Below are 15,603 nucleotides of genomic sequence, written 5' to 3'. Positions count from 1 at the left end.
AAACCGAAGAAAAGGAAATGCATATTTTACACGTTCCTACATACCATTTTTAACAAAAAATGGTAAAATTTATTTTATGCTTAAAGATAATATGCAAGAAATCGTCAATCACTTAAAAACAAGTGGTTTTGTGTACCAAGGAAGCGAGATTTATGGTGGTCTTGCAAATACATGAGACTACGGACCACTTGGTGCAATTCTTAAAGAAAATATTAAGGATGCTTGAAAAGATCTTTTTATTACCAAACATGTTAATAATTTTTTAATTGATACCAAGATCTTAATGAACCCACAAGTTTGAGTCACATCAGGGCATGTGTCGAATTTTTCTGATCCACTTATTGAAAACAAGGTCAATGGAAAACGTTATCGTGCTGATAAATTGATTCAAGAAATTAACCCCGATTTAATTCCTGAAAAAATGACTTTTGAACAAATGCGTGATTTTTTAATTGACAATTTACCTAAATATGAAAACGAAAAGACTAATTGAAGTGATATTAGAAAATTCAATTTAATGTTTGAAACATATCAAGGTGTTTTGGTGGATGCTAAATCCAAAGTTTATTTACGTCCTGAAACTGCACAAGGAATTTTTGTTAACTTTAAAAATATTCAAAGAACCATGCGTGCTAAATTGCCATTTGGGGTTGGACAGGTTGGAAAAAGTTTTAGAAACGAAGTAACTCCGGGAAACTTTATTTTTAGAACTAGAGAATTTGAACAAATGGAACTTGAATTCTTTACTCATCCTGATCAAGCTGATTATTGATTTAAATATTACATTAACTTGGCTTATCAATTTGTACTAAGTTTAGGAATCAAAGAAGATTCTATTCGAATTAGAGCGCACGAAGCAGAAGAATTAGCTCACTATTCAAATGGAACTAGTGATATTGAATTTAAATTCCCATTTGGTTGAGGAGAGCTTCTTGGAGTAGCTAACCGTACTGATTTTGATCTTAAGTCACATATGGAAGCTTCTGGAGAATCTTTAGATTATTTAGATCCTACAACCAATGAAAAAATCATTCCATATGTAATTGAGCCTTCAATTGGCTTAGATCGTTTAATGTTGGCTGTCCTTTCTGATGTTTACCGAGTTGAAGAACTTGAAAATGATTCAAGAGTAGTTCTCAAGTTACCAATGCATTTAGCTCCTTATAAAGTTGCGGTACTTCCACTTGTTAAAAAATTAGGTGAGCAAGCTGATGTTGTTTTACAAAAGCTTGTTAACCTTGGGATTTCAGCCACATACGATGAAGCAGGTTCAATTGGTAAGCGTTACCGTCGTCAAGATGCAATTGGAACTTATTATTGTTTAACTGTTGATTATCAAACTCTTGAAGATCAAACAGTTACCTTAAGAAATCGCGACACTATGGAACAATTTAGAGTCTCAATTGAAGACTTAGCGCAATATTTTAAATAATTTAAAGGATAGCTATGGCATTAAAATATAGCAAGGAAACCGTAGATTTAATTATCGGAGCTTCTGATATTGTTGAAACAATTTCTAAGTTTATACCGGTCCAAAAAAAAGGATCGAACTTTTTTGCTATATGCCCTTTTCATTCTGATACTAGTCCGAGTTTAAGTATTTCACCACAAAAACAAATTTATAAATGTTTTTCTTGCGGAAATAGCGGAAATGTTGTGACTTTTGTCAAAGAATACAAAAAAATACTTTATTTAAAAGCCTTAGAATATTTAGCTCAAGAAGCAAATATTGATGTGGATTTTAGTTCAGCAAGTAAAGTGACAATGCCTACTATTAGTGAAGAAGATCAACAAATTATAGATCTTTTACAAACAACTAATTCATTGTTTCGAATCCATGTTAATAACCCAAATGCAATGATGTTTTTGCAACAAAGAAACTTAAATTCTCCGGAGATCTTAGAACATTTTAGTATTGGTTTTGCTCCTGATGAAGATTATTCACTTTTATTAAAATCTAATAATACATATAATGATTTACAACTTAATCAAGCCGGATTAATCAATGATGATTTACACTTGATTTTGAAAAATCGAATCAGTTTTGCAATTAAAGATGCTGCTGGTCATGTTGTTGGTTTTAGTGGTCGTCAACTTAGCAATGACAAAACCAATTCAAAGTATGTTAATACTCCCGAAACTAAGTTTTTTATCAAATCCAAAATACTTTATAACTACAACAATGCCCAAGAATATGCTTTTGAAAGTAATAAAATTATTATCGTTGAAGGTTTTATGGATGTTATTGCTTTATACAAAGCAGGGATACAAAATGTTGTTGGGTTAATGGGAACGGCTTTAACTTATGAACATTTAGCTTTATTGAAGAATTTCCAAGTTACCTTATTTTTGGATAATGATATTGCTGGTAAAAATGCTACCATTAAATCTTTGCTAAGGCTTATTCGTGCTGGTTTTACAACTTTGGTAGTCCAAAACCATCTTGATAAAGACCCTGATGAGATTTTAAATCACTTAGGAAAAGAGCCCTTACTTGATTTGTTGGAAAATAATTTAAAAGCTGGTGAACACATTCTTTATGAATATTTCCTTGAAGAAAGCGGAATTAATTTTGATCATTTTGATCCGTTACTAAATTCATTTAAGAAATTAAAAAATAAATTATTAGAAACATTTGTAAGTGAATCTAGTCAGCAAATTATTCAAGAACGCTTTCAGGCTGATTTTCCAAATCAAGAGTTAATTTTTCGCCAATATAAAAAATCTCAGCATGATGTTGTTTATGATCCTTCTGCTTTTGAAGTAATTAAACAAAAACAAGCTGATAAATATTTAAAAAAGAACATTAAATTACAAATTATTTTAACGTTATTAGCTAATCATTATTTACGAGATGTACTTTTAAATGATAAAGAAAATTTAAATCGTAATAATGATATTATTTCTCGGTTTATTTTTTATACAAAAAAAATGCATTTAAATAATGAAGTACTTAATTATCCGAAGTTTTTTAAAAAAATTCTTCAAGAGCATCATAATCTAGAACTAGAATACCAAAAACTCCAGCAAGATCAAATTCCTCAATTGCTAGAGCAAATTGCCAATGAAATCAATTCCTTAGATCCAGAGATAAAGCATAATTTAAGTTCCAAAGAACTAGTTCAAGCTATGGTTTCTTTTTTAAGGGAAAACCATGAAGAAATTTTAAATATTACAGCTGAGAATGTTCAAAATAATGAATATTTTAAGACACTACTTGAAAGACTTGATAATGTTATACGACATGATATTCAAAGCTTTTTAATTGAATTAAAGCAACAAAACGTTCCGGTATCAAATGTAATCAAAATTATTAAGCAACTTAACGAATTCAAAAAATAGGAGAAAATATGAATAGTTATAAAACCATCATTAAATCTTTAAAAGATGAACTTGCAAAAACAAAAAAAGAAGCCTTTACTCAAGAAGAAATTTTTGATTTCTTATTTAAAAAGAATTTAGATATTGATGATGAAAACTCAGATGAGTTTATGCAACAATTGCAAAAAGAAAAAATCATTCGAGATGAAGTAGATTTTGGTGACGAGGATTTTGCTTCTCTTAGTGATTTTAATGATCAAGTTAAGCAGGTTAAACAATCAAAATCAAAAAAAACTAATAAAAAAGATAAAAAAGCAACTACTCCAATTGATTTAGATGATGATTTTGATGCGTTAGCAGATTTTGATGGCGATGCACCTTTGGATTTAGATGAAGAAGCCTTTTTACCTTTTGATGATGAAGAAATGCTTGATGATGATTTTGACTTTGATTCAGAAGATGATAGCGAAGAAGATTTAAGTTTTTCAAGTGAATCTGAAAATAGCGACAATGATAATTCTGATGAAGATGACGAAGAAAATGAAGATGAAGAAAATTCAGAAGATTTTCTTGATGAAGAAGAAGGTGATGAAGATTCATTTGACATTGCTAACCTTAATTTAAGTGATTTCGAGGGAGAAATCGACTTAAATGAAATGGATAATAACAAGCGTAAAAAATCCTTGCAAAATAAATTAACCGAAACCAACGACATTGTTAAGTGATATATGCGTTGAATCGGAAAATATGGTGAACTTTTAAGCGTTGAAGAAGAGCGTCGTTTAGCTCAACAAATGGAAAAAGGTGGATACCGTGGTAAGAAAGCTCGTGATCGCCTCATTAAAAGTAACTTACGTTTAGTTATTAATAATGCTAAGAAATACAAAAACCGTGGTCTTTCGTTTATTGATTTAATTTCAGAAGGAAATGCCGGAATTTTAAAAGCTGTCCAAAAATACAATGTAAGTAAAGGTTTTAAGTTTTCAACTTATGCAACTTGATGAATTCGTCAAGCTATTACTAGAGCTGTTGCTGACCAAGCCCGTACTATTAGAGTACCTGTGCACATGGTTGAAACTATTAATAAAATTTCTAAAATCGAAAGAGAATTACAACAAGAAACTGGTCAAGAGCCAACAGATGAAATGATTGCAGAACGTTTTAAACAACCTAATTTTGATGCAGAAAAAGTGCGTTATATCCGTAAAATTAACATCGACCCAATTTCACTTGATAAACAAGTAGGAAAAGAAAATGATTCAAACTTTAGCGACTTTGTTAAAGATGAAAATATTCAAAACCCAATTGATTTTGCTTCACAAGAAGAACTTTCGGATGTTCTTGCTGAAATTATTGATGAAATGCTTGAAAAAGATGAAAAAGAACTCATTTGCAAACGTTATGGAGTTGGGGTTGATGAAAATGGTGAACGTTATAGAATTCACTCACTAGAAGAGCTAGCAAAAGAACGTGGGGGTGTTTCAAAAGAAAGAATTCGTCAAATTGAAAACAAAATTTTACGTAAACTTAAATCAAGTGCCAAACATGGTAAAAACCTTAAAGATTTCCTTAAGAGTTAATTATGAAAATTAAAGATTTTATTTATTTTTTAGAATCTAAATATCCTTTAAGTAATAAGGAAATTTGAGATCCTAGTGGTTATTCAATTAAGTTTAATCAAGCTCAAAAACTCAGTGGTGTAGTCTTTGCTATTGATGTTACTCATGAAGTAATTGATTATGCTATTGAAAATAAATGTAACTTAATTGTAACTCACCATCCTTTTTGATTTGAAAAAACCAAAGACTCTGAAGCTATTAAAGCGCCATATAAATTTGCTATTGCTAAAAAAGCAAAAGAGCACAAAATTAATATTTATGCAATGCATACTAATTATGATGCTCATTTATATGGAACTTCCTATCAAATTCTAAAATATCTTGGCTTGGCAAATTTTTTCCAATATGGTTCAGATAAATTTAGTGCTGAATTAACAAAACAAACCACTTTTAATGAGTTAATTGATTTGATCGAAACAAAATTAAAACTCAGTGCTTTTAGAACTAATTTTCCAAAAGAAAATTTTGAGGCCAAAATTTCTAAAATTGCTTTTTTAAGTGGAAGCGGATATGTTGGTAGCATCAATGAATTAGCATTTAGAGGATTTGATTTAATTATTAGTAGTGATTTTAAATGATCTGACTGAATTAATTTTGACCAAATTGGTGCGAAAGTTTTGGAGATTCCTCATTTAGATGAACAAGTTTTTGTTTATGATATGGCAAGCCAATCGCAAGAAAGATTCCCTGATTTAGAAGTTCACATAAAAGAAATTAAAGTACCTTATTATAATGTTTATTAAAAAAGACTAGAATTTTCTAGTCTTTTTTAATAAAATTCTTTAGTTTTTAAAACTTCTAAAATTTGATTTGCATCATTAGCATTTAAAATAACATTTTTAATATTATCATCAAGCGATCAAGAACAAATGTTTTGTAAAAAATCTACTTGACATTGGCGTTCGTTTTTTGGTGATCCAATAATAAATAGTATTTTTACTCCTTTATTATCAAGAGCATGTCAATCGATTTCGTTTTTTAAACGAACAATTGACACAAAAGGACGTTGAACAGTTGAACTCACTCCATGAGGCACGGCTATTCCATCACTTAGTCCGGTAGAGATGAGGTTTTCACGATAAATTAAAGCGTCTTCGAATTTTTTAGCATCTTCAACATAACCTTTTTGTTGCAGTAAATTTGAAACATTTTTTAAAGCTTCATCATGACTTGAGCCTTGTACATCTAAAAAAATAATTTCATTATTAAAAACATCTTCGAACTTATATTCCATGATTCTCCTATACTATATTTTTTTAGGCATAATGGTTAAGCAAATAGCCTCAGGACCTGTGTGAACAGCAATAGCTGTTGGGGTTAAGGTAGTAAAATCAGGAACAATATTAGCCTTAGCAAGTAAGTCACTAAGAATTTTATTAGCTTTAGTATCAATTCCTTGAATAACTTCAATTGTTGATTCTTTTAAAGTTTCTTTGATTTCACTAATTCTATCAACAACCTTAGAAACAGCACCACTAAAAGTACGTTTAATACTTGTTGAAGTCACTGAACCATCATTGTCGTATCTTAAAATAGGATATAAAGTTATTGCACTAAGGATTAACTTCTTCATTCCAGAAAGGCGACCACCTTTAATCATGTATTTTAAGTTAAAAGGAACAATTAATACTTCGCATTGATTTGCAAATTCAGTAATTTTTTCTTGAACTAATTCAATGCTTTGAGATTCTTCGTAGGTTTTTTGAGCAATTTCAATTGCTTTTAGAATTTGTTTTCCCACCAAGTTATTTTCAATTACAGTAATATTTCCTTTTTCTTGTCCTAAATTTGAAATATATTGAGCTGTTGAAGAGAGTTTTGAGCTAATTCCGATAAAAACGCTTTGCTCGTATTTTTGTGAACATTCTTCTAAAACTTGATCAATTAATCCTAATTGAGGAAGTGAAGTTTTAAAATCAGAAGCGGTTTGAATTTTCTTTAATAATTCAGGATTTTGAATTGTTTCTTCTTTTACAATTTGGTCTTCAATTTCAACTTGTAAAGGCAATAAATGGTAACCTTTTTCTTTTGCTTGTGCTTCTGTAAGACCCGCAAATGAGTCAATTATAATTCCTAATTTTTCCATAGGGTAATTATATATTAAAAAATAAATTTTTAAAAGCTAAGAGCTATTTTGTTATATTTAAGTTTTTGTCCTTATTTTTCCTCTTCTTTTTTATCTGGATCAAAATCATATATATTAACTATTCAGGCTTGAGGACCAACAATTGCACCATTAAAATAATATGGATGCCTTTCGCTATCATTTTGATTAGGGTATGTTTTAGAGATAATATGATTATGATCAGGCACAATTTTTCCTTCAATTGATTCGTGAATGCTTAAGGTATTATCTTTATATTCGATAATAATAGTTGTCTTAGCATCTTTAATTTTTGAACCAGTTGTTAAAATTGACCCTCTATCATCTCATTGAGGAGACATAAAGTCATAGATACCGGTTGGAAGTTCTACTTTTGTAAATGTTGCATTTAAGAGAGAAGAAAGGCCTTCATATTCAAATTTGTAGCTATTTGTTTGTTTGTCAAAATCTAATATGTGTTTTTCTAATTTAGATTCTTTTTGGTTATAAATATAAACTACAAAGGAATTACGATTGATTCATTTTTTCTCTCTTGATGTTTTTGAAAATATTTTAATGTCTTTCTTACCTTCATATTCTGATTTTAAAAGAGCTCTTTCTCGTTCGGTATACGGACCATTTTTTTCTAAATTCCATTTATTATCTAAAAGAATATTAAGATCTCCTCCGAGTTTAGTTTTAATTAGATCAATTTCTTTTTCATATTGCTCTTTAAGCAAAGTCATCTTTTTAATTTCATCAATTAATTTTTGTTTTATAGCTTCAAAAGCACTCTTTTCTAGTCATAAATTTGCAATATCAGCATTAAGTGACTCAATAATTGAATTTTTAGATGCTTTTTCGGAATTATTTTTATTAATGGTTGATCGGATTATTTTTTGATACAAATCAAAAGATTCATCAACAATTAATTGATATTGTTTGATGTACTCATTGATTAAACTAGACATTTGACTAAAGTCATTTTCATTTTTTATTGCAAAAGATTTTTTTAATAATCTATTAAGTGTGCTTGTATTTATATTATTTTCGATTGCCTGATTAATTAGTTCTTCAGCAGTTAATTTTAATTTGTTATATTTAACTATAAATTCATCAATAAAGTTACTGATTTCTCTTTGATTAGAGATTTTTTGACCGTTGATTATATCTAGGGATAATTGTTTTTCTACAAGTTGTTTGGAGATATCTAGTAGTTTATTTTCTTTTTCGTTAACTACTTTTTTAGATGCTTCTAATTCTTTATTGATGATATGGTATTGGTTTTTGGAAGCATCTAACTCGTTTTGGATTACAATTAAATCTTGTTTAGCTTTTTCTAGATCCTTTTGAATTTCGCTAAATTCTCTCTTCAGTGGATCAAGAATTTGATTTTTGTAATCTTCAATTACTTGATTTGCAGTTTTCATTGCAGATTCAACAAATGGTTCATATTTTCGAATGAATTCCTCGCCTACATAATCATTTAAAAGGTTTTCTAACTTAAGAATTTCTGCATCTAAACGTGTAGCCAAGTCATCTTTATTTTGATGATCCGAACTTTTAATAGTTGTAGAGATTCCTCTTAGGGATAAGATTATACTATTGATAGAATTTTTAAATGAACTATTTAAATCCTCTTTGAGTTTTTTAAGATTTGCTAGTGCAATGGTTTTTTCTTGCAAAGCAGTCTTTAATTGATCTGAAAGCTCGATATTTTTATTATTTAACTTAGCAATTTGTTCTTCTTTTTGAGCAATGCGATCAAGTAAGTTTTTATTTAAGTTTAAAAGTAGTTGATGAGATTTATTGTTAAAAATATTAGTTTGTTCTACATAGAATCTAATTTTAGCGGCAAATAAGTCCGTATCTAAAATTACTATTTCTTGGTAATTTTGTTGTTCAATTGCTTTTTTTAAGGATGTTTGTGCATTTTTCTTTTGAGTTTTTAAAAATTCAATGTACTTACTAATTTGGTTTCTTAGTTCTTTAAAATCATTATTAAATTTTTTATTTCACTCATCTAAATTTAAAACACTAAATCCTAACTTATCAATTCCATCGATGTATCCTATCAAGCTTTGTAAAGTTTCAATATTTTGCTCAACAACTAAAATACTTTTGGTGATACTTTCCTTGAGTTTAGTTTGAGTATTAAGTAAATTATTATTAATGTGGTCAATGTGTTGATTTTTAGAACCGATACTTTGATTTAAGTATTCAATTAGTTGCAAGTTCATCTCGATAAATCTAGCATTAATTGTATCAAGCTTCTGAATTTGTTCTTTGTATTTTTCTTTACTTATGATTTTTAAATCTTGAATATTTTTAATGTAATTATCAATTTGTTTTTGAACATTATTTAAGTAATTTGTAATATCTTGATCAACTAATTTTAATTCAGCAATTGAATGAATTTTATCTCGTAAAATTTTCATTTTTTCAATTCTTTGTTTTGAAATAGTTTCTAGATGTTTTTGTAAATATTGAATTGTTTTTGAATTTTCTTGAGTATCTTTAGAATCTTCGACTAATGAACTGAGTAACTTTGTGATTTGATTGTTTCCATCGTTTGCGGCATTAGTGATATTTATCACCTCTTGAAGTGAATTTACTTGCGATTTTAATCGCATATTTTCTTCTTTAAGAACATCAACTTTAGTTTGTAGAGCTTCAATTTCAGATCTTAAATTAACAATTTCAATGTTTTTAGATTCAAGTTGATCTTGCTGCTTTTTGATTTGTTTTTGCCTTTGTAAACTATAAGCTAAGCCTATTGAGCTAGAAATAACTAAACCAGAAAAAAGCAAAGCGCAACCAACAATTAGAACTTTCTTTTTCTTGTTCATTTTTACCTCCTTCATATAGGTATTAACTTTTAAGCAACAAAAGCAACAAAAAAAGATGAAATTTTATTTTTCATCTTCTTCATCAATATCAAGAGCTTCGTCTTCTGTTTCAAAAAGGGTTTTTTTAATCTTTTTAAGTTGTTTACGTGTTTTTTCTGAAATTTTAGAATTAAATTCATTTTCTTTTTTGAGTTTTTCTTCATCAGATAATTGTTTATTTTTATTTGATACAAATTTAATTTTAATATCTTTAAACATTTCGTCGTTTTTTTCATCAGTAAACATAATTGTTGGGATTATAACCGGATTACGACGTTTTTCTTTATAGAATAAATTAGTTAAACGATCTTGAGTAATTCTTTTAATTTCATCTACTGTTCAATTTTTATTGTTCTTAATTAAATAAAGTACCGCACCATGTGCAATCCGTTTTGCTTCTTCAACTAATTCTGCTGAGTTTTTAACAAAGAAACTTCCACGAGTAATTATCTGAGGCCTCGCCATAATTTGATTCTTTTTACGATCAATTAAAAAAGAAATATTAACAAATCCACTATCTTTGAGTTGTTCTCTTTCGGTTAAAATTTGTCCCGTTACTGATAAAACACTATTTCCATCAATATAAAGCGGCCCGTAATTGACAAATTCTTTAGTTGGTTTAATTTCTTGATTGTTCATTTCATAAACAATCCCTTTTTCAATTATGATGACATTTTCTGGTTTTACCCCATTTTCAACGGCTGTTTGGCCGTGAACAACACTCATGCGATATTCTCCGTGGTATGGTAAAAAATATTTAGGTTTAGTTAGTTGGAAAATTTTATCATGCTCTCAACGGTAGGCATGCCCTGAGGTATGTAAATAACCATCTGAACCATTTTCTTTAATAATGGCACCTAATTTATATAAACGATTAACCAAAAGCTCAATTGAAACTCTATTGCCAGGAATTGGACTAGAGCTAAATAAAACCATATCACCTTTTCCGATTTTAACTGTGGCATGTTTTCCATAACTCATTCTTGAAAGAGCAGCTAATTGTTCACCTTGTGAACCAGTAGTTAAAATAACAAGCTCATTATCAGGGATATTTGGCAATTGCTTTTTATCAATAAAAACATCATTAGGAACATTAATGTACCCTAAATTACGACCAATTTTGACTCCTTGAATCATTGAGCGACCAAAAGTAATAACTTTCTTTTTTAATTTAGCAGCTAATTCAATAATTACTTTAACTCTAGTTAAATTTGAAGCAAAAGTAGTTACTACAATTTTTTTCTTGGCACTTTTAAAGTGAGCTTCAATATCAATTAAAATATCACTTTCGCTTGGTGAGTGATTTGGACGCATAGCATTAGTAGAATCAGATAAAAGTGCCGTTAATCCTTGATCGCCAATTTCTTTAAGCCGAGCAAAGTCGGTAAGGTTTCCAATGGGTGTATAGTCAAATCTAAAATCTCCTGTACACATTAATGATCCATGTGGTGTTGTAATTCTTATCCCAAAAGCATCAGGAATAGAGTGCTGAGCAGTTCAAAAATCTACCGTTACACCGCACTTAAATTTATGAATGGCACCTTTTTCGATTTCGATAAATTCAATTGGCTTTTGGATTTTGTGCTCATCAAATTTTAACTTTAAATATTGAATAGCAATTCTTGGTGCAAAAATTTTATTTAATTTTGTTTGTTTAACTAAATATACCACACCACCAATATGATCTTCGTGACCGTGTGTTATAAAAAGACCTTCAATGACTTTTTCGGGTTGATTTAAATAACTAAAATCTGGAATAATTCCCTTGACACCTGTATTATAAGTATCGGCAAATTTAATTCCTGCATCAATGACAAAAATATGATTATCTTGTTCGACCAAAAGTGTTGATTTTCCGATTTCTTCAACACCACCAAACGGAATAATTCGAGTTGGTTTCATGTTTCTCCTAGAAAAATTATTATTATGAAATAAGAAAATATTATTTAAATTATTAGTAATATAGATTCTAATAATTACCTTGGTAAATTATAAACTAAGAACCCAAAAGGTAAAATTTAAATTTCTTTGATTTTGAAAAAATAATGTAATATTAAGATTATGAACAATAAAAAAAGCGTTGTAATCGTTGAGTCACCTAATAAAGTTAATACAATTAAGAAATATCTTGGTGATTCTTACGATGTTGTGGCTAGTGTTGGCCATATCTGAGAGATGCAATCAACCGGTTTATATCGTTTAGGAATAGATCTTGAAAAATGAGAGCCAAAATATAAATTAGCTAAAGGTAAAAGTGAAGTTGTTAAAAAATTAAAAGAAAGCGTCAAAGGTGCAGAAAAAGTTTATATTGCAACTGACCCGGACCGTGAAGGAGAAGCTATTGGCGATCATTTAGTCCAAGCTTTAAAACTTAATAACTACTCTAGAATCAAATATAATGAAATTACTAAAGAAGCTATTTTACGAGCTATTAGTCATCCTGGAGAATTAGATCTTAATTTAATTGATGCCCAAAAATCACGTCGCATGCTTGATAGAATTATTGGGTATCGTTTAAGTTCGCTTATGAAGGAAAAAATTAAGAATTCACCAAATAGCCCAAGTGCTGGAAGAGTTCAATCCATCGCATTAAAACTTGTTGTTGATCGTGAAAATGAAATTAGAAGCTTTGTTCCTGAGTACTACTCAAAATTAAGTGCTATTTTTGAGGATCAACGTTATTTTGCTAACTATTTTAATTTAGAAAACGGAAGTGAAAAACAAGATTGAATTTTACCTAATGAAGTTGAACAACTAAAAGAGTATTTTGATAAAGCTAACAAAGAACTTGTTGTTACTGATATTAAGACAAGCGAAAGAAAAGTTTCACAAGTTCAACCATTTAAGCAATCCGCTTTATATCGTAAAAGTCCATATAATGCCAAAAATACACAAGTTATTGCACAAAAACTTTATGAAGGATATGGTGAAGGTGGGTTAATTAGCTATCCTAGAACCGATTCAACCCGTCTTAGTCAAAGTTTCATAGATGAAGCGCAAGTCTTTATCAAAAACAAATGAGGACAGGATTATGTTGCTAGCGAAGTTAAAGGTTTTAGCGGGGACCAAGATGCCCACGAGGCAATTCGTCCTACTGATATTAATTTAGATCCTGAATTAGCAAGAACAACTTATCCTCAAATGAGTGAAACAGAATACCGTGTTTATAAATTAATTTATGAAGTAACCTTGCAAAGTTTAATTAAACAACCTATTCGTACTTCGACTCAATATACCTATTTTAACGGGGAATATGGATTTAAGAATTCATTTTCAAAGGTGAAGTTCTTAGGTTACTATGTAGTAACTGGATATACTGAAGATCTTCCAGATCCAGAATTTGTGCTAAATCAAAAAATTAAAATTGCTGAATTTAAATTTGAAGATCATCAAACAAAACCAGCGCCTCGTTATACAGAAGGAGCTTTGATTGAGGCATTAGATAATATCAAAGTAGGGCGTCCATCAACCTTTGCAACTACAGTTAATACCATCAAAGAACGTGAGTATGTTATCGTTGAAGATGGATCGCTTAAACCAACTAATTTTGGTGAGATTGTCTTAGAAAAACTTATTGGTTCATTTCCTACCATTATTAATGAATCTTATACAGCTGAAGTTGAAGAGCAATTAGACCAAATTGCTGAAGATAAACTCAACAAAAATAAGGTCATGGAAGATTTTTGAATTAAATTTAATGAATCATTTTCAGAAGCCAAAACAACCATGGAAGCAACTAAAATTGAACAAGTCACTCTTGATGAACCTTGTCCAGATTGCGGTGGAGTTCTTCTTGAACGAAGAAATAAAAAAGGCCAAAAATTTGGGGGCTGCAAAAATTTCCCTAATTGTACTTTTACCAAGAGTTTACCTAATCAAAAGTCATTCAAATTCTATCGAAAAAATAACCAAAATGAAACAAAGCCAGCCGAATAGTCTGGCTTTTGTCTTTATTTGGGGCTTACTGCCCTGGAAGTAGCAAAATATGGTACAATTTATTATGTAATAATAAAAAGGGGTCTGAATGAGATTTTCAATTATTTCGCTTGTTGGCAATGATTGTCGTGCTGTGGAGCAATATTTTAAGGATTTAAAAGACCAAGATTCTCAAGATTTTGAGATTATTTTATGTGTCGATAAAAATTCAGAAGCTAAAAATATTTTCCAAGTTATCTCAAAATATAAAAAATTTTTTGGACAACGTCTAATCGTTATTACTAATACTAAAAACAATTCATACCAACAAAATTTAGTTAGTGCCTTTAGAATTGCTGAAGGTGACTTTGTTTTTGTGCTCAATTCGGACTCAAATAGTAAAAAATACTATGTAAAAAAAATTGGTGATTTGGCGCTTAAATATAATGTTGATGTTTTAGAAATTAAACCAAGACTAGTTGGTTCTGTTCGTTGAAAACCAGAAGCTAGAATAACTTTGAACAAACCTGTTCAAGTAACTAAGAACCCAGAAGTTATTGCTTTTGGTTATCCTTTTATTTTTAATAAAGTTTTCAAAAAATCCTTAGTTAAGAAATTAACTCATTATCAAGTTAAAAGTTTAAACGATAACAAATTAGCAATTGAATTAAATTATCTACTTTTGCTAAATGCAACAACCTACATGTACCATGATATTCGTATCTTTAAAGAGTTTTATTCTCCTGATATTTGATTAAATACCAAAAATGCACTTCTAGCATTTGAAGAAATTAAAAAATATGCAGAATCAAGAGGATGAGATTTTAACAAAGAGCTTGATTATGCTTGTTATTATTACTTAAAAATCGTTCACTATGGTCTTTTAACTGGAACTACTTTTGTTTATCGTACTTGAAAATCCAAAGATGAAATCGAAGAAAAAAGAAGTTCAACTTTTATTAGTAGACATATTAAAACTCTTGAAAAATTTGAAGCCTCAAATGAATTTCGTGACCTCCAATCAAAAAATCCTTATTTTGGAAGTTCTAAAAAAGAGGTTAATCTTTTAAAAGAACCAATTAGCAAATTGAAGAAAAATAAGAAAAAGTGAACTTTAAGCGAATTAGAATAATGTATCAAAATAGTCCTTTTTGAAAAAGATTAATTGCTAATTGCTTAGATTTGCTTACAACATTAGGATTTATTATCCTTATTTGATTTTTAATTTATAGAAACCATGAACACAAAAGTGATTATGTATTATTTTACTTACCTTTTGTGTTTGCTTTTATTTATATTATTTTTTATTATTTATTTTTGTCTTGAATTTTAGGTGCAAAAACACCTTTTCAATATCTTTTGGGACTGAAAATAATAGGAAAGAACAATCAAAAACCAAGTTATTGAAGCTTTCTTAAAAGAAATATCTTTAATTCATTATATTGGGTTTTTGTGATGATTGTTATTATTTCGTTATTTTATGTTTCAGATTATACATTCACAGAACAAGGGGTTGTTTTTGTAAACAAAAATTCCTTCAAAATTAAAATTGGAGTTCAATTAACATCCATTTTAATTGGATTTTGACCGATCTTACAAATTGCAAACAACATGATGGTAGTATTAAGTGTTAAACGACTCAACTTAACGGATCGTTTTTCAAACACTCGATTAGTTGTTGATAAAATAATCGAACAAGTTCAAGTAAACGATATTAAATTAGAGCCATACTTTAATAAATTACCTGAATTTAAGTACATTTCTGAGAAGGAGTAAC

At 29.2% G+C, this 15,603-nt stretch carries 11 protein-coding genes; 7 read left to right on the top strand and 4 right to left on the bottom strand.

The features are described from left to right. Positions 1-91 precede the first annotated feature (91 nt). From Q349_RS02230 to Q349_RS02215, 4 genes are read left to right on the top strand one after another with little or no spacing between them, the layout of a single operon-like run. A complete protein-coding gene (locus tag Q349_RS02230) occupies positions 92-1,432 on the top strand; it encodes a glycine--tRNA ligase (protein ID WP_036465010.1) in 1,341 nt (446 codons plus the stop codon). 14 nt (positions 1,433-1,446) lie between these two features. Further along, positions 1,447-3,342: a DNA primase gene (dnaG, locus tag Q349_RS03295; protein ID WP_051616761.1), complete on the top strand. Its 1,896-nt coding sequence runs from the start codon at positions 1,447-1,449 to the stop codon at positions 3,340-3,342. A gap of 8 nt (positions 3,343-3,350) precedes the next feature. Further along, a complete protein-coding gene (locus tag Q349_RS02220) occupies positions 3,351-4,901 on the top strand; it encodes an RNA polymerase sigma factor (protein ID WP_036464636.1) in 1,551 nt (516 codons plus the stop codon). A 2-nt stretch (positions 4,902-4,903) separates the two neighbouring features. Further along, on the top strand, positions 4,904-5,683 hold the full coding sequence (locus tag Q349_RS02215) for a Nif3-like dinuclear metal center hexameric protein (RefSeq protein ID WP_036464633.1): 780 nt from the start codon (positions 4,904-4,906) through the stop codon (positions 5,681-5,683). Between the two features lie 26 nt (positions 5,684-5,709). On the opposite strand, the gene Q349_RS03290 is transcribed toward Q349_RS02215, so the two are convergent. The 4 genes from Q349_RS03290 to Q349_RS02195 all read right to left on the bottom strand — a co-directional run bounded on the left by Q349_RS03290 (position 5,710) and on the right by Q349_RS02195 (position 11,813). Next, a complete protein-coding gene (locus Q349_RS03290; protein WP_051616760.1) occupies positions 5,710-6,174 on the bottom strand; it encodes a PTS sugar transporter subunit IIA in 465 nt (154 codons plus the stop codon). A 12-nt stretch (positions 6,175-6,186) separates the two neighbouring features. Next, positions 6,187-7,026 (bottom strand): DegV family protein, encoded by an 840-nt coding sequence (locus Q349_RS02205; protein WP_036464630.1) that lies wholly within the window; start codon positions 7,024-7,026, stop codon positions 6,187-6,189. Between the two features lie 71 nt (positions 7,027-7,097). Beyond that, a complete protein-coding gene (locus Q349_RS02200) occupies positions 7,098-9,872 on the bottom strand; it encodes a hypothetical protein (protein ID WP_036464627.1) in 2,775 nt (924 codons plus the stop codon). A gap of 63 nt (positions 9,873-9,935) precedes the next feature. Next, positions 9,936-11,813 carry a ribonuclease J gene (locus Q349_RS02195; protein WP_036464623.1) on the bottom strand — a complete coding sequence of 626 codons (1,878 nt, stop codon included), beginning with the start codon at positions 11,811-11,813 and terminating at the stop codon, positions 9,936-9,938. A gap of 159 nt (positions 11,814-11,972) precedes the next feature. Between Q349_RS02195 and topA the strand changes: the two genes are divergently transcribed. The 3 genes from topA (at position 11,973) to Q349_RS02180 (ending at position 15,602) form a co-directional block, all read left to right on the top strand. Beyond that, a complete protein-coding gene (topA, locus tag Q349_RS02190; RefSeq protein ID WP_036464620.1) occupies positions 11,973-13,847 on the top strand; it encodes a type I DNA topoisomerase in 1,875 nt (624 codons plus the stop codon). An 88-nt stretch (positions 13,848-13,935) separates the two neighbouring features. Then, positions 13,936-14,958: a glycosyltransferase gene (locus Q349_RS02185; RefSeq protein WP_036464617.1), complete on the top strand. Its 1,023-nt coding sequence runs from the start codon at positions 13,936-13,938 to the stop codon at positions 14,956-14,958. Beyond that, positions 14,958-15,602, top strand: coding sequence for an RDD family protein (locus Q349_RS02180; protein ID WP_036464614.1), 645 nt, complete (start codon positions 14,958-14,960; stop codon positions 15,600-15,602). The genes Q349_RS02185 and Q349_RS02180 overlap by 1 nt, the downstream gene beginning before the upstream one ends. Position 15,603: the final 1 nt, after the last annotated feature.

Origin of the sequence: Mycoplasmopsis sturni DSM 22021, assembly GCF_000701485.1 — a bacterium.
Taxonomy (GTDB): Bacteria; Bacillota_I; Bacilli_A; order Mycoplasmatales; family Metamycoplasmataceae; genus Mycoplasmopsis; species Mycoplasmopsis sturni.
Note: the sequence above shows the minus strand (reverse complement) of the source record. Positions and strands in the feature narration are given on the sequence as shown.